Genomic DNA, 26185 nt, shown 5'->3' on the forward strand with positions numbered 1-26185 from the left:
TAGGAGTGCTAGTGCGACAAATCCTAAAAAACCCGAGCTAGTATTGCTACTGATTGGTTTGTATCCTAAAATCTACTACTATAGTTTCCTTGAATCGGCTTAGCCTTTAACCAGAAGTCGCTATATTAAGTATCCTACCAACAACAGACCTTCACTAAGGAGAAAACATTGGTTTCTACAACCTTGAAAACCACCAAATCAGAAGAAATATTCGCCGCCGCCCAGAAATTGATGCCCGGTGGCGTTAGTTCCCCCGTCCGCGCCTTCAAATCCGTAGGCGGACAGCCCATCGTCTTTGACAGGGTAAACGGAGCCTACATTTGGGATGTTGACAGCAACCAATACATTGACTACGTAGGTACTTGGGGCCCCGCCATCTGCGGCCACGCCCACCCCGAAGTCATCAAAGCCCTCCACGAATCCTTAGAAAAAGGTACGAGTTTCGGCGCACCCTCGCTGTTGGAAAACGTCCTCGCCGAAATGGTCATCGATGCCGTTCCCAGCATTGAAATGGTACGATTTGTCAATTCCGGTACAGAAGCTTGTATGGCCGTTTTGCGGCTGATGCGAGCCTTCACCGGGCGCGACAAACTGATTAAATTTGAAGGCTGCTATCACGGACACGCCGATATGTTCCTGGTAAAAGCAGGTTCCGGCGTGGCAACTCTCGGCCTTCCAGACTCTCCCGGCGTGCCGAAATCCGTTACCGCCAACACCCTCAACGCTCCTTACAATGATTTGGAAGCAGTCAAAGCTTTATTTGCCGAACATCCGGGCGAAATCGCAGGCGTGATGCTAGAACCTGTTGTAGGAAATGCCGGTTTTATTGTACCGGATGCAGGTTTTCTCGAAGGTTTGCGGGAAATTACCAAAGATAACGGTGCTTTGTTGGTGTTTGATGAAGTAATGACTGGTTTCCGCATCGCCTACGGCGGAGCTCAGGAAAAATTCGGTGTCACCCCAGATTTGACAACTTTGGGTAAGGTTATCGGCGGCGGCTTGCCCGTGGGAGCTTACGGCGGACGGCGCGATATTATGGGGATGGTGGCTCCCGCAGGCCCGATGTATCAAGCTGGTACGCTTTCGGGAAATCCTTTGGCGATGACTGCTGGGATTAAAACTTTGGAATTGCTGCAAAAACCCGGCACTTACGAACAGTTGGACAGGATTACGAAAAAACTGTCCGAGGGATTGCTGAAAATTGGTAAGGAAGCGGGACACGCTGTTTGCGGCGGACAAATTAGCGGGATGTTTGGCTTGTTTTTTGCGGCGGGCCCGGTTCACAATTACGATGATGCGAAAAAGTCTGATGTAGCAAAGTTCGGCCGCTTTCACCGGGGAATGTTGGAGCACGGAATTTATCTCGCTCCTTCGCAGTTTGAAGCTGGATTTACTTCTTTGGCCCATACTGACGAAGATGTCGATCGAACTTTAGCAGCCGCCCGCGAAGTGATGGCTAGTATTTAAGGCTTTGCAGTCAGGAATGCAAGTTCTTAAAACTCAGAGATAAAAAATTAAAGTCCTGACTGTTTTTTGCAGTCAGGACTTTAATTTTTAACAAATAGCCAATCCGCGTTAAAAACCTCTCGGGGCTGTAGCAAAAGGCGAGAAACCCGGTTTCTACAAAATTTTGTGTTTAGTAATGAGAAATCTATGAAGAAACCAGGTTTCTGAGAATTTTTTATTTTTTCGACAACCTATTTAATAACTAATGACTAATGACTGCTATTCGATCGCGGGGACAGCACTATGACTAATGACTAATGACTAATGACTGCTATTCGATCGCGGGGACAGCACTATGACTACTGTCAACTGTCAACTGTCAACTGTCAACTGTCAACTGTCAACTGACTAATTTACTCATTAAGAAATTCACCTTCACAGATAATCGAGTCTCTGTTCTCCAAATCTTCTTGATTCCAAATCGCATTTAATGCTGCCGAACTTAAAGAACTTGAGATCGTATTTAATGTGGTGTTGTAGTATTCTACAGCATTATTAAGTTCCATCTGTGGGGCTTCTTTGAAATAGGAATTAATATCAGGCGTGCAGCGCTGGGCTTGATAGTACAAATAAGCTTCAGCATTAATACACATTACGTGGTAAAAATCCCTATTTGCTGTTGCAATATCTCCCAATTTGTACAGCGCTAAACCCCGGTTGAGATAAGCTTTAACGTAGTTGGGTTCGAGTTCCACTGCTTTGTTAAAGTCTTCAATCGCCAGCTCCATTTGTTTTAATTTATAGCGAACGCATCCTCTGTTATAATAGGCATAAACATTGTTGTGGTCGATGCCGAGTGCTGTGTTATAATCGGCGATCGCCTGGGTGTTGTCTCCTAATTGGTGATAACAGAGTCCGCGATTTATGTAAGCTTTGATATATCTTGGATTCAACCGTAGCGTTTCGTTAAAGTTCTCCGTTGCTGCTTGTTTTTCTCCCAAAAGGTAGTAAGCGCGACCTCGGTTGTAATAGGTTTTATAATTTTGCGAATTGATCGAGATAGCTCGATCGTAGTCTTCTATTGCTTCTTCGTAATGTCCTAAATTAGCAAGTACGAGTCCCCGGTTGTTGTAGATAGCGTGGCTGTCAGGCTTATTTACTAAAGCACAGTTGAGATCGTCAATGGCTTTTTCGTTTTCTCCGAGATGGCGCCAAGCATTGCCTCGATTCAAGTATGCCTCGAACAAATTAGGATTGATATCTAGTGCTTGGCTGAGGTCTGCGATCGCCTTTTGGTAGTCTTTCATATAATAGTAAACCAAGCCGCGATTGTTGTAAGCTTTGGCATCGGCGGGATTGACTTGCAGTATCTGATCGAAGTCCTCAAGTGCCGCTTCGTAGTTGCCTTGCTTGGCGCTGTGCAACCCGCGCTTATAAAAATGGTTGAGGTTCGATTCTTTGATGTTCATAGGTCAACTTTCATTCCTTGCTGGATTCTGGATTGATTCCTTTGCACTCAGTGTTGAGTTCGACAGAGGTTAATCTGTTGAAAGAGCATCCACACAGCACCCCGATTAACTCTTAACTGATTCCAGGAAATCTACCCGAAACAGGATTTTAGGTTTATCTTAACAGCAGTTAAATCCTGTTAAAAGAGCCTGTAACTCGGCTGCATTTACTTCGTGAGTTCGATTTTTTACCCGATCGACTTTTGAGCAAAAATCGAGTTTTCGTTGGCGTTATCTGTCTCTAGATGCCGAGGCGATCGGCTAATCACCAAATTTTGCTCTCGCGGCTGCGAGGCTACAAATCACTACACGTACTCTGTTCTGGTAAGATTTATATCTCGATTCTCAAATTGGTCTCAGTATTTTCCGCACCTAGTCTCTACAAACTTTTGTTGGGTAATTACCAATTCCCGATTACCCATTACCAATTAGCGATTGATTTCCTCTTCCACATAAACTCTCAATTTCTCCAAATCGGGAAGTTCGACCAATTCTTTTTCCTTTTCCTGAACAGAGATAGGCACCCTCACAGGTGTGCGCTGTTCTATCCAGCAACTCGCCAGCGGCAAAGTTTGTTCCAAATCTTCCAAAGGCCTGGGAATTACCATCACGGCGTTCAACTCGCCAATGCGCTCAGCTTCGTACATCCCGGCTTCTACGGCGACTGCGACATCTGCGACTGCACCGCGAATAATTGCCGTGCACAAACCGGCGCCAATTTTCTCGTAGGCGGCTAAGTGTACGTCGGCGGATTTGAGCATAGCATCGCAAGCGCCGACCATTGCGGGAAATCCCCGCGTTTCGAGCAAACCGATCGCCTGATTGCTCAGTCGAGAATAACTACCGCTTTCCGACAGTTGAGTTAGGCGAAAGCCGATCGGCAAAACCACTTCCAAATTAGCCAAAGGCCTAGCAATCACCAGCTTAGAAACAAACTGTCCGAATTGTTCGGCTGTCTGAGCTCCTGCTTCCACAGCCAAACGCACGTCGGAAATGCGCCCGCGGACGATCGCCGTACAGTGACCGGAACCAATTTTCTCGTATCCTACTAAAATGACCCCTGCGGACTTCAGCATCATGTCAGCAGTCCCGACAATTGCCGGAAAACTCTTGGTAGATACCAAGCCCAAAGCGGTGTCTTTGAAATATTCCTGGCGCTGCGATCGCCCGGAGTCACTGCTGTTACGATCTATTTGTCCGTCCATCTTCGATTACCCTTAGAAACTTCCAAAAATAAAAATTTGTTGATAGTTTTAGTGTCTCAGATGAGAAGACAAACTGCACGAGCTGCAAGATACATATTTATGCTGCAAGACCTTAAAAATTGCTGAGCTACAAATAATATGAGATTACCTATTTATATTTTTTTGATTCTTCCTTAAGCATAACTGCCTTTTGTAGAAATTACCATGCCCCAAAATGGATACCAGCACCAGACACTCATGAGGGTCGAGATCGAAAATTTAGACAATATTTTAACGTCTCAGATTCATCTGTGGAATAAATCTCAAATCGAAAAATGGAAAATCTCAAATCCAATGACCTCTATCCGGTACCGCCCGAGAGAGTTTGACCGTTGTCCTGCGATCGATTAAAAGCTTGTCGGTGCGGAAACAGCGTCCCCAGCAACTGATTGATGTGAGCTTGACCGTACAGAATAGTTGGGACTTCTCCTGGTTGGGGAGGCGGATTGGCGGCGGTTTCTGGTGATGGATCTGGGGCTGTCTCTGGCGGTGTTTGAGGCTGTGTTTGGGCGGGTTCGGGCGGGTCGTCGATCGGGCGATCGACGGTTGGTTCAACTGGTGGCGTAGTGCCTGTGGGGGTTTCCGGTGCAGCGGTTTGGGCTTCTGCGGTTTCTGCGGTTTCTGCGGTTGGTTCTGCTGCGACTCGGCGGCTGGTATCTCCGATCAGAGAACCTGCGGGCAAAATTTGCATTTGGTCGATCGCAGGATTAATCAGCGTTGTTCCCGCGCCAATACAGGCATTTGCGCCAATCTTCCCCGCACCTACCACCAACACTCCTGCACCCAGCATTGCGCCCGCTGCGATTTCGAGAGTACCTTCGCGGGCGTGAAGGATAACTCCCATACCGATACAGGCACCGGCGGCGATCGAGATCCGGCTACCCGGATCTGCTTGGAGGATGACTCCTGGGGCGATCGCCACACCTTCATTCACAACTACATCGCCACTCAGGAAAATCTGAGAGTTGCTACTTAATTGCAGTGGCGATAAATACATTCAACTTCACCTTGAAATGAGCTATGATTTTAGATAAAACGACTTTAATTTATCGCTTTTTAGAATGATTTCTTTAACTCTATCAATCTAATAAACGATTATTTACTAATAATGAAAAGCTCGATTTGGACTTACAAATTACCCGAAATAATTGCTTGAAAGCCGGAAGCCTTTTAAGGAGAAATTAAAATCAGACGATTCATTACTCCAATCCCATTTCTTCTTTTGTCAACTGTCAACTGTCAACTGTCAACTGTCAACTGTCAACTGTCAACTGTCAACTGTCAACTGTCAACTGTCAACTGTCAACTGTCAACTGTCAACTACGCGAGCACTTAACGGGAGAAAGCAGCTAATTACCTGACAAATTATGGTCGTTGGATAATTTCTTCGAGTACCCGGCGCTTGGCCTTGGAGTCGATACCGAGCAAGCGGACGTAATCGCCACTGTGTTCTGTCATACAGCTTTCGAGAGCCGAAATTACTTCGGATTCGCGGTTGGTGGCGATCGGCGCGCAACTGCTCCAAGAACCTGTGCGGAAACGGCGCGCGTCGGCGTGTTCCGTGCCAATTTTGTAGCCTTGGGAAAGCAGGTTGCGGATTTGGTCGATCGTCTTGCCGGTCAACTTTCCACTTCCAGCCGAACCAGTCGTCGTGGCTTTGAATCCTGATGTTGCACCCGGTTTAGCCGATTGAGCCACAGGGCCGTCGGGACGCTGAATCAGTTCTTCAACTACGCGGCGCTTAGCTTTCGGGTCAATCCCGATCAAGCGCACGTATTCGCCCGGATATTGGTTCATCACAGATTCTAAAGCGGCGATCGCCTCAGATTCGTTTCTGACTTGCAGCGAAGCCCCGCTTTGCCAAGAACTGGTGCGGAAGCGGCGCGCGTCGGCGTGTTCTGTGCCAACCTTGAAGCCTTGAGCTAGCAAGCCGCGAACTTGAGCCACTGTTTCCGCGCTCAATTTGCTGGATGCGGAACCGCCATTTTGATAGGCAGTTTGTGCAACTTTACCGTTAGATTTGTGAGTTGTGGCGCCGTTACCGTTAGAGCCGTTTTCTCCCGGTCTTTGGACGATTTCTTCGAGTACGCGACGCTTGGCTTTGGTGTCAATCCCGATCAAGCGGACGTATTCTCCTTGGTGATCGGCCATACAAGCCGACAAAGCTGCGATTACTTCAGAGTCGCGAGTTGAGGAAATTGGGCCGCAAGTGCGCCAAGAACCGGTACGGAACCGACGGGCGTCGGCATATTCCGCTCCCACGCTGTATCCTTGGGCTAGCAAATTGCGGATGCTATCGGCTAGAGAGGAACTCAATTGGGTGCCGGCATAGGTAGAATAATTCATTTGAGTGATATTTGAGTTTTTAGCTTGCTCGTTGCGAATTGGTGCTAGACAAGCGATGTTGTCAGCGCAGCGATAACCCGTTCTCAGAGCGTCATTGATGCCGATGACGTGGGTCGCAAATTTAACATCTGAATCTTGAACGTCAGGCAGGCGATCGGCTTGCTGCTGATTAGTGATGATGGCTCCCGAAGGTATGTACTTACCGGGAGGAATCTCCACATCTTGAATTAATACGTGCATCATGACAATGCAGCCGTTGCCCACTCTGGCATTGAACACCGTAGAGCGAAAGCCGATAAAGCACTCGTCGCCCACGTATGCCGGGCCGTGAATTAAACTCATGTGGGTGAGGGAAGTATTTTTCCCCACCCACACAGAATAGGATTTGTCGTCGTCTCCTGTGACTCGGCCTTGTTCTAAACCGTGAATCACTACTCCGTCTTGAATGTTGCTTCCTCCTCCGATATAAAAAGGAGTGCCTTCATCGGCGCGGATAGATGTCCCGGGGGCAATCATCACATTAGAACCGATATGCACATCCCCAATAATGTTAGAAAAGGAATGTACGTAGGCGGTGTCATGAATTTTGGGCTCAGCCAAGTTTTTCGACCAAGGCGTCGGGGGAGCCGCAACGTTGCGGACTGCCATAAATTAAGTTCTCCTAAAACTGAAAATTTTTTTTAGTTGTTAGTTGTTAGTTGTTCACTGTCAACTGTCAACTGTCAACTGTCAACTGCCAACTGTCAACTGTCAACTGCCAACTGTCAACTGTCAACTGTCAACTGCCAACTGTCAACTGTCAACTGTCAACTGTCAACTGTCAACTAGCGGTACGGGTCGTCTTTTTTACTGTAAATGAGGCGATTTTCTACATTGACAGTATCTATAATGCCTACTACCAGAGCATCGATCGGACGGTTTTCGCTCCCTGGCGCGATCCGGGCCCCGCTGCCGCGGGTGACTAAAACCCATTCATCTATACCAGCGCCCACACAGTCAGCGGCTACTTCATAGCCGGGAACTGGCGAACCTTCTTCATCGATGAATTGCAGCAGTAGAAATTTCGATCCTCTCAGCGTCGGCTCTTTTTGGGTACTGACAACTGTGCCGAGAACTTTGGCCATTTGCATTTTAGGTAATAGGTAATTGGTAATTGGTAATTGTCATTTTTACACCGTCACTTGTCTTTTTTTTATGAGTTTTTTTTAGTCTAATTTCTGCATAAAATAGTAGTTTCTTCTACTAACTAATGACTAATGACTCATAACTCATAACTCATGACCCGTAAAACAAACGGATACAAGCTCTAGACGATTTTGACTGTCGATTCCAAAATCTTAGATTTAAACTTAAATCTCCCAGATTAATCTGTGGAGTCAATTTTAAAATCTAAAATCTAAAATCTAAAATCTAAAATCGACTGACTAATAACCAATATCCCATGACTACCTCAATTAAAAATTAAAAATATTAAATCAAAAACATCGCGATTTTTAATTTTTAATTTTTAATTTTTAATTACCAAACGCCCCTAACAGCCTCGGGCTTGTATTAAGATCTGTTGAGAGGACGAATGCCGCTCACGCCTTCGCGGAACTGTTCTACAGCTTCGGTGTAGCGAATGGGTAGCACGTATTCCAAGTTTTCGTGAGGGCGGGCGATAATGTGGGTGGACATCACTTGTCCGCCGTTAACGCGCTTCACTGACTCTACTCCGGCGGCTACGGAAGCTTGCACTTCCGAGACATCTCCTCTTACAATGACAGTAACGCGAGCGCTACCGATTTTTTCGTATCCTACCAAGGTGACGCGGGCTGCTTTGACCATCGCGTCAGCGGCTTCTACAACTGCGGGGAAGCCTAAGGTTTCGATCATGCCAACTGCAATTGCCATTGGTTTTACTCCTGATTGAATATTTTGGGAACTAAACTGTAAATTTTTGACGATCGCGCTGCTTTTCGTCAAACGTTTCGTCAAACGAATTTTTAGCGCGCTAAGAACTTAGTAGCCTCGGAACTGCTCTACTGCTTCTGTATAACGAATTGGTAGAACATATTCTAGGTTTTCGTGGGGGCGAGCGATGATGTGGGTAGAGACGACTTCTCCGCCGTTCACCCGCTTGACGGATTCCACTCCTGCTGCAACTGAGGCTTGGACTTCCGACACGTTGCCGCGCACAATTACGGTGACGCGAGCGCTGCCGATTTTTTCATAGCCCACGAGGGTAACGCGAGCAGCTTTAACCATAGCGTCGGCAGCTTCCACAACAGCGGGAAAACCTTTTGTCTCAATCATTCCCACGGCAATTGACATTTTTGAATCTCCAAGTTGAGGATTAGCGGAATTACCGTAACAAATCTTTGAGAAATCTAAAAATTTGGACGGGGAGGCCCACATTATTTAGGAATGCAGTGTAAAGCTTCCTATCCTTATAGAATAGGGGAAGCTGTCCACCTTGACAATATAAACTAACATCATAATGTTTAATAACAAAAATTAAATTTTTTTATGTTACTTCAAATATTTTAATATTTATTTAATAATCTTAATATATAGAGGAGTAGATGCGGGCGGCGAGCTGGCAGTCAAGTAAGTACAAATACCTGTAAACTAGAGTTCGGTGGGTGGGGGCTGGGGATGTCGGTGTCGGTCAACTTCGAGATTTCCCAGGGGGGATCGCGGGTAAACAGACAAAAAAGACAGTCTTGGCCGAGATGCGGGCTTTTTTTTTTGAGTGCCGACCCCCAGCAGCCTGTAATTTGGTATTCAGAGAATACTAAGTTTTGATGCTTTAATGTATAGTTAATTTTGGGTGCAAATTATTTTGCTAAAGCTATACGATCGGGTTTAGTCAAAGTTTTACGTCAAATTTTTACACTGTGGCGCGATCGCCCGGAACTGCCTTTGTATAAAGGTAGCCGGTAATTTGAAGTTTAAGGAATAAATTAAATGACAGAATTTCTCCTCCAAACCTGTTGGTGGATACCTTTATATGGCTTAATAGGCGCGATTCTAACTTTGCCGTGGTCTACGGGAACCGTTCGCACAACAGGGCCAAGACCTGCGGCTTACTTCAATTTACTGATGAGTGTGTTGGCTTTCATCCACGGGTCAGTGATTTTTACAGCAACTTGGGATCGAGCGCCCCAACATTTGCTCCTCCACTGGGTGCAAGCAGCAGATTTAGATTTGTCTTTTGCCATAGAAATCTCCACGACCAGCGTCGGAGCAATGGAGCTAGTGACAGTTTTGAGTTTGCTAGCACAAATTTACGCTCTCGGCTACATGGAAAAAGACTGGGCGCTAGCTCGATTTTTTGGGCTGCTAGGTTTTTTTGAAGCGGCAATTAGCGGGATTGCGATTAGCGATTCGCTGCTGCTAACCTACGGTTTGCTGGAAGTGCTGACACTCTCAACTTATTTGCTAGTCGGGTTTTGGTACGCTCAACCGCTGGTAGTGACGGCGGCTAGAGATGCGTTTTTAACCAAGCGTGTAGGAGATGTACCGCTGCTGATGGGAGTAGTGACGCTTTCAACTTTAGCCGGAAGTTTGAATTTTTCTGATTTAGAAGAATGGGCGGAAACTGCAACTTTATCTCCTTTAGTTGCGACTCTTTTAGGCTTGGCTTTAATTGCCGCACCTACAGCCAAGTGCGCTCAATTTCCGTTTCACCTGTGGCTCGACGAGGCGATGGAAGGGCCGAACCCGGCTTCGATTATGCGGAATACGGTGGTTGTGGGTGGTGGGGCTTATGTTTTGATTAAACTTCAGCCTGTTTTAGCGCTGTCGCCGATAACTGGTTTGGTGCTGGTGGTTTTGGGTGCGGTGACGGCTGTTGGGGCTTCCTTAGTGGCGATCGCCCAAATCGATATCAAAAGAACACTATCGCATTCTACCAGCGCTTCTATGGGTTTAGTGTTTATCGCGGTCGGGCAGAATCACGTTGACATTGCATTGCTGTTGCTGTTCGCGCACTCGATCGCCAAAGCACTATTATTCATGAGCATAGGGTCAGTGATTGTCACAACCAACACTCAAGATTTAACAGAAATGGGTGGGTTGTGGTCAAAGATGCCCGCCACGACAATGGCTTATTTAGTTGGCGCTGCGGGGATGGTAGCCCTATTGCCGATGGGCAACTTTTGGGTAATGCGACGGTGGCTGAACGGTTTTTGGACAGTGCCATTGTGGTTGGTAGTTGTGCTGCTGTTAGTTAACGGTTTAACTGCGCTCAATTTAACTCGCGTATTCGCCTTAGTATTTGTCGGAAAACCGCAACCCAAAACTCGCAGAGCTCCCGAAGTCGGTTGGCCGATGGCTTTGCCGATGGTAATTTTGACGGTGATTGGGCTGTTAGTGCCTTGGATGTTGCAGCAGTGGCAACTTTTAATTAGTTGGACTGGGCCTTGGGCGGAAACTGGGGATTTTGATAGTTTAAATTTGCTGTTGAAGACTCTGGATACTCCACTGTTGGTGTTATCTGGCTTGATTGGGGTTGGGGCTGGCGTGGCGATTTATTGGTACAACGTTTTACCTCGACCGGTACGACTGCCGATTCCAGCGGTGCAGGATTTGTTTGCTTACGACTTTTATATCGATCGAGTTTACCGCTTGACTGTGGTTTGGGCCGTAGCTTCTATTGCGAAAGTCAGCGCTTGGACTGACAAGTATGTAGTAGATGGGGCGGTGAATTTGTTCGGTTTTGCCACAATTTTCAGCGGTGAAGGTTTGAAATACAGCGGCACCGGTCAATCGCAGTTTTATGTGTTGACTATTGCGGGGGGAGTTGCGGCGTTACTGGCGCTGATTATTTGGCAATTCTAAACCGCAGATTTTGGTGGATGAACGGGGATAAACGCAGATAAATTGTTTTTGGTTTGTCTGCTTTGTCCCTAGTTTTATTCAAAGTCGATCGGCCACAATTCTATAACCGGAACTTCCCAACCGGGTAAAAGTTCGGGCAGTGAAATTATGTCGTAGTGCTGTCGCCCCCGAGCGAGTATTGTACACCTTGCTCGGGGGGGACAGCACTCCCAGAAAAGATATTTTTTGCAAAAATGAGATGCTCCCATTTAACTTGCAAATCTTCTCGATCTGTAAGACTAGAAGTCATAGGAGGATTTTCGAGAAATTTGCATCTATTGTAATAAGAAAATTAACCGATCGCTATTTTATGCAGTGGCTTTGGGTTAATCTTAAATATAGTTCTAAATATTGTGTAATAAAGGAAAGTTTTAATTGATGCTCAGTGCTTTAATCTGGATACCAATGTTGGCGGCCGCCCTGATTGGGTTTTGGCCCGGTGCGATCGCCTCTAAAATAGTTCGGAATGCCGCGATCGCCATTGCGGGTGTAACTTTTATTCTATCGGTGTTTGTGGCAGCTCAGTTTGATGCCAACAGCAGTCAATTACAGTTTTCGGAATTTATTCCTTGGATCGATGATTTGGGATTTAATTACAATCTCGGCGTTGATGGTTTGTCTCTGCCCTTAGTAATTTTAAATACCCTACTGACAGGTGTAGCGATTTACGCTACGGATGAGGCGATCCGCAGACCTCGACTTTATTATTCTTTGATGCTGTTAATTAGTGGCGGCGTCACCGGAGCTTTTTTATCTCAAAACTTGTTGCTATTTTTCCTGTTTTTCGAGGTAGAACTAATTCCGCTTTACCTGTTAATTGCAATTTGGGGAGGCGAGCGCCGAGGCTATGCCGCTACTAAGTTTTTAATCTATACGGCATTTTCGGGAATAGTATTGCTGGCTGCTTTCTTGGGTGTAGCTTGGCTCAGCGGTGCTTCTAGTTTTGATATGGTTGGTGCAGCCGGTGCATCGCATTTGGAAGGAGGCTCGCCGTTGCCTTTGGTCAGACAAATTGTGTTGCTGGCAGGGATATTGCTCGCTTTTGGGATTAAGATTCCATTAGTGCCTTTTCATACTTGGCTGCCAGATGCTCACGTAGAAGCTTCGACTCCGGTTTCGGTGCTGCTGGCGGGGGTGCTGTTGAAGCTGGGAACCTACGGGATGCTGCGCTTTGGTTTGGGTTTGTTCCCGGATGCGTGGGCGGTGGCTGCGCCTTGGTTGGCGAGTTGGGCGGTGGTGAGTGTGCTTTACGGGGCTAGTTGCGCGATCGCCCAAAAAGACATGAAAAAAATTGTAGCTTACAGTTCGATCGCGCACATGGGCTACATTTTGTTAGCTAGCGCCGCAGCTACTGAGATTAGTATGATAGGAACTGTGTTGCAAATGGTTAGCCACGGTTTAATCTCCGGGTTGCTATTTTTGAGTGTCGGGATTGTTTACAAAAAATCCGGCAGTCGCAACATAGATGTGCTCAAAGGTTTGTTCAATCCCGATCGCGGTTTGCCGGTAATTGGCAGTTTAATGATTGTCGGTGTAATGGCGAGTGCCGGCATTCCCGGGTTGTCGGGATTTATTGCTGAATTTTTGATATTTAGGGGCAGTTTACCAGTGTTTCCGATCCAAACTTTGCTCTGCATGATCGGGACTGGTTTGACTTCAGTTTACTTTTTAATTATGGTCAACCGCGCCTTTTTCGGGCGCCTTTCCGATTTGGTGGTGAATTTGCCGCAAGTCCGCTGGGGCGATCGCATTCCTTCGCTAGTTTTAGCCGTAATCATCACCATCATGGGATTGCAGCCGGGAGTTTTAGTGGCTTTGAGTGAGAAAACTGCGATCGGCTTAGTATCGACTGTACCCGCACAAGTTAAACAAGTTGCTCAAAACTTGGAGTGAAATCTTTCATAGGTATGTAGTTGCGCTTGAGCGCCGGCCGGCGAAGAGAGCAACTACAAACCTAAAACATAGTTATTCAATGTAGTTGTGCGTTGACTCGCTCTCATGAACCCTCAAGCGCAACTACGAACCAAAGCTAAAACATAGTTATTCAATTAAGGTTGAGGAAATCAAATGACAAGTACCGTATTAAAACCATCTTCCCATCCCCTATCCGCCTACATTGACATCTTGGAATCAGGCAAAGCTTTACTTCCAGAATCTACCGAAAATGTAGTAGAAGTGGTTGGAGTTCTCAAAAGTTACGCCATAGTTCTTGATGCGTATTCTCGCAATCTTAACTACATCGCAGAAGAACAATTTTTAGTGCTTTTCCCGTTTTTTAAATATTTCAACGGAGAAGTGACAGCGCCGAAATTACTGCGCTATTTGTGGCACGATCGCATAAATTTTGAGTATGCCGAATATTGCATGAGAACCATGATGTGGCACGGCGGCGGCGGTTTGGACAGTTATTTGGATACTCCAGAATTTAGCAATTTGGCCGAAAAGGCGATCGCAGCTAAGTTAAAAGGCAACTTTTTGATGCAGGGACTCCACAAAGCATTCCCAGAGTTTTTACCCGAACAAGTGCGGATGTTGGCTTATTACACGGGTTTGGGGCAGTTTTGGCGGGTAATGAGCGATTTATTTATCGATTTGTCCGATCGCTACGAAGCCGGTACAATTAAGTCGATCGCAGAGATAGTAGATTTCGTCTTAGCCGGTTTAGTAAGCGCCGCAGCCCTACCAATCACCTACAGCGTCAAGATTCGCGGCGAAGTCTACGATATCCTGCCCGCATCGGCCAACTTGACATTTTTAGCAGATGTAGCAGTACCTTATGTAGAAGCAGTTTTCTTTAGAGGAACAGCTTTTTTTGGCACAGTTTCCTACAACGCCCAAGCACATCAAATCCCAGAAGAACAAAAAGAATTTAGCTACGGGGCTTTGTTTGCAGATCCTTTACCCATCGGAGGTGCAGGAATTCCACCAACTCAATTGATGCAAGATATGCGGCATTATCTGCCCGATTATTTGCACGAAATTTATCGAACTAGCTGTCGCGGTGAAGACGATTTGCGCGTACAAATTTGCCAAAGTTTTCAGAAGTCGATGTTTTGCGTGACAACAGCGACTATTTTCGGTTTAGCACCTCATCCGATGAACACCTCCGATCCTGAGGAAAAAAAGGCTAATCGGGCTTATTTAGAAGGTTGGATGGATCGATTTGGCACTTCTCGCTTGGATTGGGCAAATCAGCCAACTATCAGGGCTTGTCAGTTGTTCCCGGAACGTTAGTCAGTTGACAGTTGACAGTTGACAGTTGACAGTTGACAGTTGTCATTATTCATTAGTCATTTGTTGTTTGGTAATAACGAATGACTAGACCTCTTGAAAAAATAGCTGGGACGGGCAAGATGCCCGTCCCACAAAAAGTTTTTTCTCTTGTGGGATGGGCCGGAGAACCCGTCCGAAAATTTGATTAAAAGGACTTTTGCAAGAAGTCTACTAATTCCCAATGCCCAATGCCCCATGCCCAATGCCCCATGCCCAATGCCCAATTCCCAATTTATCCTACTGCAAATTCAGTTAAATGTCGCCAGTTAGGCGGGTCAAAAGCCAGTATAATATCTTGTTTGGGAACTCCTAATTCAACAAGTTCGTTAGCAATACCCACCTCAGTACCATCCTGCTGAATCCAGATTTTATTATCTATAATATCCAAGTGCAAAACAGGGCCATAAATTCGCTGCTGATTGCGCCAGCCCACATAGATTAATTGATAATGATCGCGAGTGGTATCAAAGATAGTTTGAGCCTGAATGCGCTCATCCCAAACCAGACTGGCGTGTTGGGAGAGCAGATTTTGGATGTGTTGCCGATAAAGGTCTACATTTCCCATTGTGCAATCGCCTCCTGTTCTGTATTATAAACAATCAAATGGATTTGATTTTGTTGAACCACAGACCGAATAAACCCTGTTGTGAAAAAACTATCGTAGACATTGCTAGGTACTGCTAGGTATAAAATTCGGTCAACTTCCTGTTTTTCTAAAGCTGCTCTATAACTAATAAATTGTCCTAAAGCTGTGTAAAATTGGGAAATTTTAGATGGGCCAATAAAGCTTTTGATTTCAACGGCAATTTTCTGTCCGTCTTTTTGGGCCGCAACCACCTTTTCGGCACCCAAGTCGATGTAAAGTTCTAGAGTTCCTGCTTGTAAAATGTATGGATCGTGAGTGATCTGCCATCCATCTTTCTGGAGAGCGGTTTTAACGACTTCGTGAAAGATATCTTTAGCAGGCACGGCTTTACTAACTCTCTGTGTTTAATATCTGGATAGTTGTATTTTAACTCAGATTCAGCACCCAGATGACAATTCGAGTTCGGAATCTGGGTTGTAGGATTTGTGAGAGTGAGAAAACTTTGACTTGTGGCTTGTGACTTTGGACTGTCACGCACTGTTTCCCAATTCCCAATTCCCAATTACCAATTCCCAATTCCCAAAGTATCTAGATTCGGACAAGAAGACTCAGGCCGTGAGAATCAGTTCCACAAGTTCCCAGCAAACCATAGGTTTCAGCTAAATCTTTGACTAAAGCAGTTTGTTTGGGACTCGGTTTCCAAGGATTAGGATTACCGTAAGCATAGTAAATTTCTACGCCGTCAATGCCAAGACGGGCTGCTTCTGGGATTAGTTGATCTGCGATCGATCGATACCGGCAAGGATGTGCTAGAACCGCTAAACCTCCTGCTTCCTGAATCGCTTCAATTACCCTGGCTGCGGAATAAGAAGCGTGGCTTTCAGTGCCTTTACCTCGCAAGTAAGGTGTGAGACTGGGATGTTCAGGATCGAAGGCGTAAGCGAGAATGTGTACGTCGTTTTTGAGCAATTCAGCGTTAATTTCAGCGCCAGTCCAAAGAGTCGGCGCTGCGGTAGTCCTGTCGGGATGCTTTAATTTCCAGTTATCCAGCCAAATTTGAGCTTGAACGTAGCCTTTGGTGCTGTGGTGATCGGTGATAGCGAAGCCTTTGAGGCCACCTGCGATCGCAAGTTCCATCAATTTCTCGGGCTTCAATCGCCCGTCGGAGTAGACTGTGTGCATATGGAAGTTATAGGAACCCGGACAGCTATCGGCATCAATCGTCTGCAAGACTTGTTTGAGTGCCGAGATATTCTGGGATTCTGGTTTGAGGCTAGAACTTGTTGAGGGAGCGAGATTGACCGTCATAAGCATTATTATAAAAAAAACTAGCTTTGTTAACTATATCTAATTTTTTCTTTAAATGTTGGGGGCTGATACCCACAGGTACTTTCAACAGTTGACAGTTGACAGTTGACAGTTGACAGTTTGAGAGAAACCTCTACCCTTAAGTCTGAGGATTGAAGTAATGAATAGTCTGAGTTTAATTTCTCCCGGGCGGGCGGGCTTTCAACCAATTCTTTCTGGCAAAGCGTTAGTCGCACTTTAAACCTGCGGCGGCGGCTGTCGGAAATTCGATCGGCACAAACGTAACACCAAATTGTTCTCTAGCACACGCAACAACGTGCGCTAAAGCTTTAGGAGGGTTTTTCCGATTTCCAGTTGTCAAGTCAAACTCAATTATACCCGTGGCACCGTCAGCTTTAAAGTCTGGAGATGCTAAGGTTTTTTGCATTCCTTCACGGCTGGGTTCTGGCTGTAATTCTAGGGATTTAATCAGCGTTTTAGCGGCATCGTAGGTTAAAGCCGATCGAGTATTGACTGGGCCTCCCCACAATTTTTCAGCATTAACTGGAAACTTTTTATCAAAACTGATTAACGGATGCCAAAACACGGATACGGCGAGTTTTTCAACAGACTTTACCTGTTTTACTGCTTCTAAAGTTCTCGGATCGTATAGAGTCCAAGGGCCAACAATCCAATTGAGACCATCGTTGATTTTAATCATATCGAGCGCGTGTTCGAGAGAATTAGTGACTTGACCGTCGGGAAAGAGAGCTATGGCTGTTATTTTGGCTTTCTCAACTTCTTTGATAGCTGCTTCGGCGTTAAAATCATTTTTAGATAAGTCGTAATTACTGGATCTAAAAGTCGAACCTCCTTCGGCTTCAAATTGCTTTTTGAATTCTTCCCACAAAGATGCGCTAAACGGACTATTGGGATTGTAAAAAACGGCAACTCTTTTTTGACCGACTTTAATCAGTTGATTTACTAAGCCTTCAGCTTCTTTGCTAGTTGTTGGGGCTGTCCGAAAGAAAAATTTCCGAGGTTTGCGCGTTAGTTCTTCTGTTGTGCTTCCCGGAGAAATGAGGGCCAGTTTATTTTGATTGTAAATATCTACTGTTTCTACCGTCATGTCACTGGTGTAGTGTCCGATGACTGCTAGAATATTTGGTTGAGTGACTAGATAATTTGCCCTTTGAACTGCGTAGGATTTGATATTGGCGTCATCAGCAATGATTACTTTTAGACCTTTTCCTTTAATCGATTTTGCTTCGAGAAAGCCTTGACCGGGAAAATCTCGTTCGCTGTTATTTGCAGAGAGGAGACCTAAATTAACTTCGGTTTGAGCTTGACCAATACCGCGCAGCAGTTCTTCGGCTAAACTTGCATTGACTATAGTTCCTGTCCCGTCCTGATTTCTGCGAATGGGAACAACAATTGCGATGGTATAATACTCTGCACCTATCGCCTCCAGCAGAGCATTGTTGGTGTAAATTAAAGTTTCTGGATCTCTGCGATCTTCCCGCCAGGACTGTTTGAACAATTTTAAAGCTTCAGGATAATTTGCTTCTGCAAATTCATTTATTGCCCTTTGTTTTGACCACATGGCGGCGGTTTTTACTAGGAGTTTTTCACCGGAACTTACACCATCTGGGGAGGGTGTAGGTGAGGCTGTAGGTAGGGTCGATTGCGGGGAATTTTTATGGATTATCGGGGATTTTTTGATGTTTGAAATTACGATCGCCCCTGCGGCAATTACCGCAACACCCAACAGCAGCCAGCGAAAGCGCGATCGCCCCTGCGGCGGAGTTTGGCCTGACTCGGGTTCTTTGCTCGGTGGCGAATCCTGGTTTGGCGAAACTTCATCAGAATCAGACGCTCCCAAATTCGGCGCAGGTTCGAGTAATAGAGGCGATCGCATCGCGTTCAAGTCTCGCAAAACCTCAGTCACAGATTGATATCGATTTATTCGATAGTGGAAGCGAACCATCTGATCGAGAATATTTTTTAGATTATCACTCACTGGTAGCGGAGTGCGATCGGACGTGGAGTCATGCCAGATAATTTCACCAGCACCATCGTAGTTTTTGAGCTCTGTGGGATGCTTCCCGGTGAGAACTTGAATCACGATCATCCCTACGGAGTAAATATCATTACCAGCATGGGCAGTACGCCCATTTGATTGTTCCGGAGACATATAACCGCTGGTGCCGATCGCCTGCGATGTGAATATTCTACCTGTAGAGTCAGCAGTCAAAGTGCTGATTTCTTTGACAGCCCCAAAATCAATTAAAACAATTTTGTTATCTGTTGTGCGCCGAATTAAGTTAGAAGGTGTAATATCGCGATGAATAATATTTTGTTTATGGACGAACTTTAAAATTTCCAGAATTTCCAGCAACAAGGCGATCGCCCGATCCTCTTCCCACTGTGTACCTGGAGTGAGTTCTTCCTTGAGCTGATGTCCTTCAATGTATTCTTGAATTAAGTAAAAATGGTCGTTTTCTTCAAAGTAAGCGAATAATTGGGGAATGCACGGGTGATTGCCGAGACAGCGCAAAGCACTAGCTTCCTTTTCAAATTGCGTCCTTGCCTTCTCCAAGACGTGCGGAGCATTCGATGAAGGAAAAGGAATTTCCTTAACAACGCACTCGGGATTTCCGGGTTTGGCTAGATCGTTAGCCTTGTAGGTAATCGCAAACCCTCCCTGTCCCAATTTCTTGATAATTTGGTACCTTTCGTGAAGGATATACCCTGGCTCTAGACACATATATTTTTCAGCACCTGTTGACTGGCTCCGGTCTTTGATGTTGATTATACGCTTTTTTGTTCCTAGATACACTTTGGCAACATATCAAGTTCGTCTGTGCCCATATCAAAAACATTATAACTTTCAGCAATTTCTCATTTCCAGTTGTCACTGACTAATAAATAATGATGATTGATGATCGATCGCCAATGACTAATTATGTTTCCCCTAACTTGCTAAGAACAAAAGCAGCTAAAAACCCGCAGACAGTAATTAAGCCAGCAAAATCGTGAGTTTCCTCGAATGCTTCGGGAATCATCGTATCTGAGATCGTGGCTAAAATACCCCCTGCTGCGGCGATCGCCAATCCGCTATCGCTTGATTCTGTTTTAGCAGGGTGCAAAGAGCCCGATCGCTTGCGGTGTTTTGCTCCCTGCTGACTCAAACACCAATTGGCGGCTGTATAAACAGCAGCGCCGCCCAAAAAGCCGATCGCCGTTGAGTCAAAACCGCCGCGCTTGTAAGCTTCATCCATCAACTCAAAAGATAGCGCCCAAATCAGCACACCGGCGCCAAAAGCCATAATTGTGGCGATCGCGCGCTGGGGAATCCTGATAAAGTAACCCACCGCCGCTCCCAGTAGCAGAGCCGAACCACCCACTAAACCCCAAAATTCTGCCTGCAACCACACTGGAAACATGACTACGCACCTCAAAGCAAAAATTTTTAGACCTGCATAAAAATTATAGATCTTTTATTGGGGGGAGGCAGCGGATACAGCACTTTTCAACCCAGGGATGTACTCTCCTTTGGGCTGGTATTTTCTAATAAGTTATGACTGACATCACGTCTGGTAAAATCATCTTTATAAGTTCGTAGTGAGGACTTCAGTCCTCTAATTTTTATGAGGACTGAAGTCCTCACTACGAACCAATTTTACCTGTATTTTTAATAAATTATGATTAATGATTACTAATAAAAAAAATCCCAGGCATAACCTGGGAATGGGAAATATTAATAAAAGTAATGTTGTTTTAATAAATTGAATTTGCCGGAAAGCGGCGATAATTTGGGTAATAATCGAGCAGCACTGGTAGATTTGAGAGCGGACTGCGGGGCGGGCATTCCGGTTCCGGTGCCGCACCCATCGCATTTTCCAATCTCAATAAAACACTTGCGTTCATGTTGGATCACCCGTTATGCTTGGCTGCTGTTGCGAGTCTGGCTTGCCAGATCCAACAGTTGCGCCCAACGTTTTTGGACTTGTTTGGGGGTGCAGTTGAGTGCAGTGGCGATCGCCTTGTCGCATTCTTGATTCCGCTTCATTGCTAACAGTTGTTGTTGTTCGGGCGACAGTTGAGCGCGAAAATCTTTCCATTTGTCTGAAGTCATGCCCAGCTTTTGATCGACATCAGCACCCAGCCATTCGTGGACGAGTTTCCAGTTTTGAGTGCGGGCAAATTTTTCGACGTGGTACTTAAACCGTTGTTGCAGGTAGTCGCGCTGGCGGGAGGACAAACCGAGAACTCGATCGATTTCCGAAGCCGAAAGGTCTTGCAATTTTAAAGTTAAGTAGCTAACACATTCTGGCTGATTTTGCGATTCCAGATAAGCAATCAATTCAGCGACTACTCGATCGCGCAACACAGCATCAGCCGGATCGACAGTTTCCGAAACCATTTGTTCGCGGACTTGTTGCAGCGCCGGAGAGCGGCTGTACATTTCTGCATCTTCTCCCTTGCCGGATTCTACAGCCATTTCAATGTCGATCGCAGTTTCGGGAGGTTGGCCCTTAGCAAATCCTTGAGCGCGAAGCACGATCAGGCGTTGGCGGTTGCGGCCGGGTAAACCGATTTGGCGCTTGGCGTATTGTTCGGTGAAAGCCATGTACTCAGCCAATTCAATCTGGGTGCGGGGAGTGTAGTTGAGATCCAGTTGGTGTTCGCGGCGGAAAGCGCGCAAAGCTTCGATGTAAAAGCCTTGCAAAAAGTCTTCAATCATGTTGTAGCGAGCTTGGAAGTTCAAGTTCGATCGGAAAGAAGCAACATGACGGTAAATCATCGATGCGAGGTGAGAGTGCAGTTGGACGCGGCCTTGTTTGGAACCGAGGCGGTAGAATTCGAGAGTTTTTTGCAACCGGTGTTCGGCCAAGGTGATTTGCCAAGCTTCAACTTCGCCGGAAATTTGGATGCGATCGCTTTTTTGGCAAATCCGTTCGACTTCCTTAGCAATTCGCATCGCCACTGCTTGAGCGCTGCGGCTGGCAGTTTTCATTTCTGCTTCCAACTCTTTGAGGGCGAATTCAGCCAAAGCCAAGACATCGATGCTGGAAACTGTATTGATTTCGGCGGTTTGTTCGGTGGAGGCGGCTGGAATGAAGTTGAGGTTAGAAACAGTGTTGCAGTTGACGGGGTTGGTGGCAGTTGTGACAGTCATGGCGTTTATCGGGTGGTAGCGCAGTGCGAGGACATTTTTCAGGGAGCGAGGCGGCAGTTGCTGGCGGTTTCGCTTGGCACGGCTGATTCAACTCTCTATGTATTGAATATAGGGAAATACAGATAGGCACAGTGATGCCAGTGTTCCACTCTCTCATGCAACATTTTTTGGCTGCCGAATCTGATTTTAAGCGCTGGCTGTTGACGATAGATTTTATTGCCTTCAAAGCCTGACTGTACAAGCCTTCTGAGCTGTTATGCGGGTGTGGCGATCGCGACAAAGATGGACGGTGTTCCGGGGCCGCTGAGTGGACAATTTAGCAACTGGCCTTTTGAGGGGGTTTTCGGCGTCGGAGATTGCGGAATTGAGACTCGGCAGAATGTAGCGAACTGCACTATCTTCAGAACCTACGCCACAGCAGTTGGGAAACCCGGTCAATTTAGAAATTTTCTTTTAAAAGGGGCAACGGCTTTTTTTGAACGAACCGCGAAGACGCAAAGGAGGCGAAGGAAGATAAGAGAAGTACAGAGGCCTGTCAAACCTATTCACGCCGATTCTCTCTCCAACACCAAAGTCACCGGGCCGTCATTATCTATAGACACTTGCATCATGGCTCCAAACAAACCTGTTTCAACTTTTAAGCCACTCTGGCGCAACTTTTCGACAAATTTTGCATAAAGTTTTTCGGCGGCTTCAGGGGCGGCAGAGCGATCGAACGACCAGAAGCCGACCTTTGCGACAGTCGCCGTAGAGAGTAAACTGACTGACCGAAAAAATTGGGATACAAGCCCCGTCTTTTTAGGACGGCTTTAATTCTGGATATTGTTAGCAACTGGCAGTATATAGCGGTTCTCAGAAAGATTCGCGGATGTTGTTGGGCTTGGGCCCTCTTGGTTTAAGCGGTTATATAAGCTGTCAGTCATACCTCATCTTTTTGATAAAGGCTATAGCAGTATAATAGAGTAAATAAATAGCCAGTAAAAATGAAAGCAAGGTATCAATTCCGTTTCTATCCCAGCAACCAACAGCAACAGAGTTTAGCTCAGTTGTTTGGTTGTGTGCGGGTAGTGTGGAATGATGCTTTAGCCGTTTGCAAACAATCCGAAAAAAAACCGAAATCGGCAAACCTTCTTCATCAGGTTATCACTCAAGCCAAACAAACTGAGGAAAGAGCATGGTTGAGTGAAGTCTCAAATATTGCACTACAGCAATCTGTAGCAGATTTGGAGACAGCCTTTAAGAATTTTTTTGAGTCATGCAAGGGAAAAAGAAAAGGGCGCAAAGTCGGTTATCCAAAGTTCAAAAAACGCACGAATAGCCAGTCTGCCCGGTTGACTCGCGGAGGCTTCTCAATCAAAGAAGATGGGGTTTATTTAGCTAAAATTGGTATTGTTAAGCCAATTTGGTCGAGAGCACTGCCGTCAGTTCCTAGCTCTGTCACAATCATCAAGGATTGTGCTAACCGCTACTTCCTGAGCTTTGTTGTAGAGATAAATCCCGATATAGTCGAAGCTAAAAAACACAGCATCGGCATCGATTTGGGTATTAAAACCTTTGCAGCAATGAGCGACGGAACATCAGCTAAAAGTCCAAGCTACAAACAGTTAGACCGAAAAAATCGCAGATTGCAACGCAAGTTGGCAAGGCAGCCCAAGGACTCAAAGCGCCGAAACAAAACTCGCATTCAGATTGCTAAATTACACAACCAAATGGGGGATACCCGTAAAGACTTTCTGCACAAACTATCGACCAAAGTTGTTAGTGAGAATCAAACTATTATTTTGGAAGATTTGAATGTGTCGGGTCTGGTCAAAAATCGGAAACTTGCCAGAGTAATTAGTCAGCAAGGATGGTACGAGTTTAGAGCTTTATGTGAGGCTAAATCTGAAAAGTTTGGCAGAGAATTCAGGGTAATTAGTCGCTCTTAACCAACTAGCCAAGTGTGCTCAGATTGCGGGTTTAAGTGGGGTAAAATAGACCTATCTGTTCGTTCGCTAGTGTGCCTTAATTGTGGTACTCAGCAAGACAGGGATTTAAACGCTGCGAGAAATATAGAAAAAGTCGGGATAGGGCATTGCCACGACTCTAAATGTACGCAGAGAGAAGGTAAGACCACGAAGGAGGCACATCTCGATGAAGCGTAAAGAATCCCCGCGCGTTTACGCCGGGGAGTATGTCAAAACCAGCAACTCGCCGCCGATGTCTTGTACGGACTTGTCCCAGCGCCCGCCGTCGCTGGCCGAGTCGGGAAACAAACGCAATTATAGGCATTTCCGAGCCATCCAGTCGAGTTCTGCTTCGGTGTCGGTGTCCGCAATACCTACAAGCAAGTTGAGTCCGCAGCCAATTTTGCCGATAATTTTACCGTTAACTTGGACTTGAGATGATTTGACTCGCTGGATGATGACTCGCATGGGAAATCTCAAACAGTCCTGGACATATATAGGGATAAATTCTTAGGTACGTAGTTGCGCTTCAGCGCTCTTTCCGATATCCCAAAAAGAGCGCTTAAGCGCAACTACGTACCTGGATTTTAAGAGCGCTTAAGCGCAACTACGTACCTGGATTTTAAGAGCGCTTAAGCGCAACTACGTACCTGGATTTTAAGAGCGCTTAAGCGCAACTACATACCTGGATTTTAAGAGCGCTTAAGCGCAACTACGTACCTGGATTTAATGTGACAGTTGCGTCCAGGTTAGTTTTTCCCGAATCCTTTGCCGCGATTGGGTGCAGGCATACAGAGACAGTTTTCGATTTGCGATCGCAAAGTCTCGGTATCCAAACCCTGACCGATCAGAACAAGTTGGTTTTTCGGCTCACCTTTCCACTGATCGTCATCCATTGAAAATCGCTTGCCGCTCAAGTGAAAAATATGCCGTTTCGGACTTTCTTCAAACCACATAATCCCTTTCGCGCGAAACACGTTTGTTGGCATTTGGTGGTCTAAGAAATATTGAAATTTCCTCAGAGAAAACGGCTTGTCGCTTTGGAAAGAAATTGAGGTAAATCCGTCATTGTCTAAATGGCCGGAGTGGTCGTGATGACCGTGATCGTGATGATCGTGATGACCGTGATCGTGATGATCGTGATGGTCGTGATGGTCGTGATGATCGTGATCGTGATGGTCGTGATCGTGATGATCGTGACTGCTAGAAGTTTCCTCAGATTGGAAATATTTGTCAGATTCAAACAATCCGACGCTGAGGACTAAAGGTAAGGGAACTTGCGATTTTACCGTTCGCAAAATTCGAGCGCCTTCTTTGATATCGCGAATCTTAACTTCCAACAAATCTAAATCTGCTTCTTCAACCAAATCTGTTTTGTTGAGAATAATAATATCGCCGTAAGCTATTTGACTGTAGGCTGCTTCTGAGTTGAACAAATCTAAGCTGTAGTTGGCTGCGTCTACTACTGTAACTATTGAATCTAGACGGGTCATGTCGCGCAGTTCTGTGCCTAAAAAAGTCATCGCTACTGGCAGCGGGTCTGCGAGTCCGGTGGTCTCGACTACTAGATAGTCGAGCTTTTCTTGACGTTCTAAAACTTTGTAAACTGCATTAACCAAATCTTCGTTAATTGTGCAGCAGATGCAGCCGTTGTTCAGCTCGACCATGTTGTCGTCTGTAGTGACAATCAGTTCGTTGTCGATGCCGATTTCACCAAATTCATTGACTAAAACTGCTGTTTTCAAACCTTGCTGGTTGGTCAGGATGTGGTTGAGCAGGGTTGTTTTGCCGCTGCCGAGAAATCCTGTAATGATTGTAACGGGCAATCCGTGTTTGGGAGCGTCCATCGCCGTTTCTGTCTCGGACTGAGTTGTAGATTGCATAACTTGACTGTCAAATAATGTCGATCGCACTTTCCTTGTGGTTCTTATTGTATCTTATTTAAGCTCAGCCCCCATCAACCCGGTTTCTGGGAGAAATTTTGGGTTTCGCGGCATGGCATCTACGCATCAACCGCAAATAAGCTTCAGAGTACGAATGCTATTGGCTTACAGCCTGTTTTTCCGGTAAATCCAGCGGCGACAAATTTGGGGCAGACAATCGCTTCGTGCGATCGACCAATTCCCCCTGCTCTATGATGGTTTTTGCGATCGCGCTGCTTCATTCAGTTGACCGCTTGACCGCTTGACAGTTGATAGCGACATCTACCTGGAAGTCCGAGGATTGGAGTAATGAATAGTCTGATTTTAATTTCTCCCTAAAAGGGTTCCGGCTTTTAACCAATTCTTGGGTGCATCTGGTTTTTGAAGAGGGCGAAGCATGACCGCATATAAGTTATTAGTTATAATCTCATATTGATTTCGGTCATGCTTCGCCCCTACAAACATATTTACCAAAGTGAGATGCACCCCAATTCTTTATGGTAAGATATTTATTTTTAACTATCAATTAAAATCGGGCGGTGGCTAACAACAGCCACCGCCCTCAAGATAGTATTATTGCAC

General features: G+C 45.8%; 21 protein-coding genes and 2 pseudogenes. 6 read left to right on the forward strand and 17 right to left on the reverse strand.

All coding sequences use genetic code 11. The features are described from left to right. The first annotated feature begins 168 nt into the window (after positions 1-168). On the forward strand, positions 169-1467 hold the full coding sequence (gene hemL, locus JGK16_RS03170) for a glutamate-1-semialdehyde 2,1-aminomutase (RefSeq protein ID WP_293189571.1): 1299 nt from the start codon (positions 169-171) through the stop codon (positions 1465-1467). A gap of 392 nt (positions 1468-1859) precedes the next feature. Here hemL and JGK16_RS03175 read toward each other — a convergent pair whose 3' ends face one another. The 7 genes from JGK16_RS03175 to JGK16_RS03205 form a co-directional block, all read right to left on the reverse strand. Beyond that, positions 1860-2915: a tetratricopeptide repeat protein gene (locus JGK16_RS03175; RefSeq protein ID WP_293189570.1), complete on the reverse strand. Its 1056-nt coding sequence runs from the start codon at positions 2913-2915 to the stop codon at positions 1860-1862. 467 nt (positions 2916-3382) lie between these two features. Further along, on the reverse strand, positions 3383-4159 hold the full coding sequence (locus JGK16_RS03180) for a BMC domain-containing protein (protein ID WP_293185534.1): 777 nt from the start codon (positions 4157-4159) through the stop codon (positions 3383-3385). 340 nt (positions 4160-4499) lie between these two features. Continuing rightward, the gene (locus JGK16_RS03185; RefSeq protein WP_293189569.1) at positions 4500-5195 is read right to left on the reverse strand and encodes a carbon dioxide concentrating mechanism protein; all 696 of its coding nucleotides are present in this window, start codon (positions 5193-5195) and stop codon (positions 4500-4502) included. A 368-nt stretch (positions 5196-5563) separates the two neighbouring features. Then, complete coding sequence (locus tag JGK16_RS03190) at positions 5564-7192, reverse strand: ribulose bisphosphate carboxylase small subunit (RefSeq protein WP_293189567.1); 1629 nt, start codon at positions 7190-7192, stop codon at positions 5564-5566. A gap of 176 nt (positions 7193-7368) precedes the next feature. Next, positions 7369-7674 carry a EutN/CcmL family microcompartment protein gene (locus tag JGK16_RS03195; protein ID WP_293185538.1) on the reverse strand — a complete coding sequence of 102 codons (306 nt, stop codon included), beginning with the start codon at positions 7672-7674 and terminating at the stop codon, positions 7369-7371. Between the two features lie 421 nt (positions 7675-8095). Beyond that, positions 8096-8437, reverse strand: coding sequence for a carbon dioxide-concentrating mechanism protein CcmK (locus tag JGK16_RS03200; RefSeq protein ID WP_006635058.1), 342 nt, complete (start codon positions 8435-8437; stop codon positions 8096-8098). Positions 8438-8545: 108 nt separating this feature from the next. Next, entirely contained in the window at positions 8546-8857 is a 312-nt protein-coding gene (locus tag JGK16_RS03205) for a carbon dioxide-concentrating mechanism protein CcmK (RefSeq protein ID WP_006635059.1), read from the reverse strand. A 636-nt stretch (positions 8858-9493) separates the two neighbouring features. Between JGK16_RS03205 and JGK16_RS03210 the strand changes: the two genes are divergently transcribed. From JGK16_RS03210 to JGK16_RS03220, 3 genes are all read left to right on the forward strand, one after another. Then, positions 9494-11368, forward strand: coding sequence for an NAD(P)H-quinone oxidoreductase subunit F (locus JGK16_RS03210; protein ID WP_293185539.1), 1875 nt, complete (start codon positions 9494-9496; stop codon positions 11366-11368). 417 nt (positions 11369-11785) lie between these two features. After that, complete coding sequence (locus tag JGK16_RS03215) at positions 11786-13300, forward strand: NADH-quinone oxidoreductase subunit M (RefSeq protein WP_293189627.1); 1515 nt, start codon at positions 11786-11788, stop codon at positions 13298-13300. Positions 13301-13474: 174 nt separating this feature from the next. Further along, positions 13475-14641 (forward strand): CO2 hydration protein, encoded by a 1167-nt coding sequence (locus tag JGK16_RS03220; RefSeq protein ID WP_293185541.1) that lies wholly within the window; start codon positions 13475-13477, stop codon positions 14639-14641. Between the two features lie 271 nt (positions 14642-14912). On the opposite strand, the gene JGK16_RS03225 is transcribed toward JGK16_RS03220, so the two are convergent. The 8 genes and pseudogenes from JGK16_RS03225 to JGK16_RS03260 form a co-directional block, all read right to left on the reverse strand. Then, a complete protein-coding gene (locus JGK16_RS03225) occupies positions 14913-15245 on the reverse strand; it encodes a XisI protein (protein ID WP_293189565.1) in 333 nt (110 codons plus the stop codon). Further along, the gene (locus JGK16_RS03230; protein WP_293189563.1) at positions 15233-15649 is read right to left on the reverse strand and encodes an element excision factor XisH family protein; all 417 of its coding nucleotides are present in this window, start codon (positions 15647-15649) and stop codon (positions 15233-15235) included. Before JGK16_RS03230 ends, JGK16_RS03225 begins: the two co-directional genes overlap by 13 nt. Positions 15650-15854: 205 nt before the next feature. Beyond that, positions 15855-16574: a PHP domain-containing protein gene (locus tag JGK16_RS03235; protein WP_293189561.1), complete on the reverse strand. Its 720-nt coding sequence runs from the start codon at positions 16572-16574 to the stop codon at positions 15855-15857. Between the two features lie 226 nt (positions 16575-16800). Further along, positions 16801-19320, reverse strand: a complete 2520-nt coding sequence (locus JGK16_RS03240) for a bifunctional serine/threonine-protein kinase/ABC transporter substrate-binding protein (RefSeq protein WP_293189559.1) — start codon at positions 19318-19320, stop codon at positions 16801-16803. Between the two features lie 196 nt (positions 19321-19516). Then, positions 19517-19999 carry a hypothetical protein gene (locus JGK16_RS03245; RefSeq protein ID WP_293189557.1) on the reverse strand — a complete coding sequence of 161 codons (483 nt, stop codon included), beginning with the start codon at positions 19997-19999 and terminating at the stop codon, positions 19517-19519. A gap of 334 nt (positions 20000-20333) precedes the next feature. Further along, on the reverse strand, positions 20334-20483 hold the full coding sequence (locus JGK16_RS03250; protein WP_293189555.1) for a hypothetical protein: 150 nt from the start codon (positions 20481-20483) through the stop codon (positions 20334-20336). Positions 20484-20496: 13 nt separating this feature from the next. Beyond that, positions 20497-21735: a HetZ-related protein gene (locus tag JGK16_RS03255; RefSeq protein ID WP_293189553.1), complete on the reverse strand. Its 1239-nt coding sequence runs from the start codon at positions 21733-21735 to the stop codon at positions 20497-20499. 545 nt (positions 21736-22280) lie between these two features. Further along, positions 22281-22503: pseudogene (locus JGK16_RS03260) on the reverse strand (D-aminoacyl-tRNA deacylase); the annotation flags it as partial. 215 nt (positions 22504-22718) lie between these two features. On the opposite strand from JGK16_RS03260, the gene JGK16_RS03265 reads away from it, so the two are divergent. Together JGK16_RS03265 and JGK16_RS32675 are read left to right on the forward strand one after the other, a co-directional pair. Then, complete coding sequence (locus JGK16_RS03265) at positions 22719-23663, forward strand: transposase (RefSeq protein ID WP_363319124.1); 945 nt, start codon at positions 22719-22721, stop codon at positions 23661-23663. 12 nt (positions 23664-23675) lie between these two features. Further along, entirely contained in the window at positions 23676-23879 is a 204-nt protein-coding gene (locus JGK16_RS32675; protein WP_325315276.1) for a zinc ribbon domain-containing protein, read from the forward strand. 30 nt (positions 23880-23909) lie between these two features. Here JGK16_RS32675 and JGK16_RS03270 read toward each other — a convergent pair. After that, positions 23910-24149, reverse strand: a pseudogene (locus JGK16_RS03270) (D-aminoacyl-tRNA deacylase); the annotation flags it as partial. A gap of 281 nt (positions 24150-24430) precedes the next feature. Further along, on the reverse strand, positions 24431-25564 hold the full coding sequence (locus JGK16_RS03275) for a GTP-binding protein (protein WP_293189551.1): 1134 nt from the start codon (positions 25562-25564) through the stop codon (positions 24431-24433). Between the last annotated feature and the right edge of the window lie 621 nt (positions 25565-26185).

Source organism: Microcoleus sp. PH2017_09_SFU_O_A, from assembly GCF_020738625.1.
Lineage (GTDB): Bacteria > Cyanobacteriota > Cyanobacteriia > Cyanobacteriales > Microcoleaceae > Microcoleus.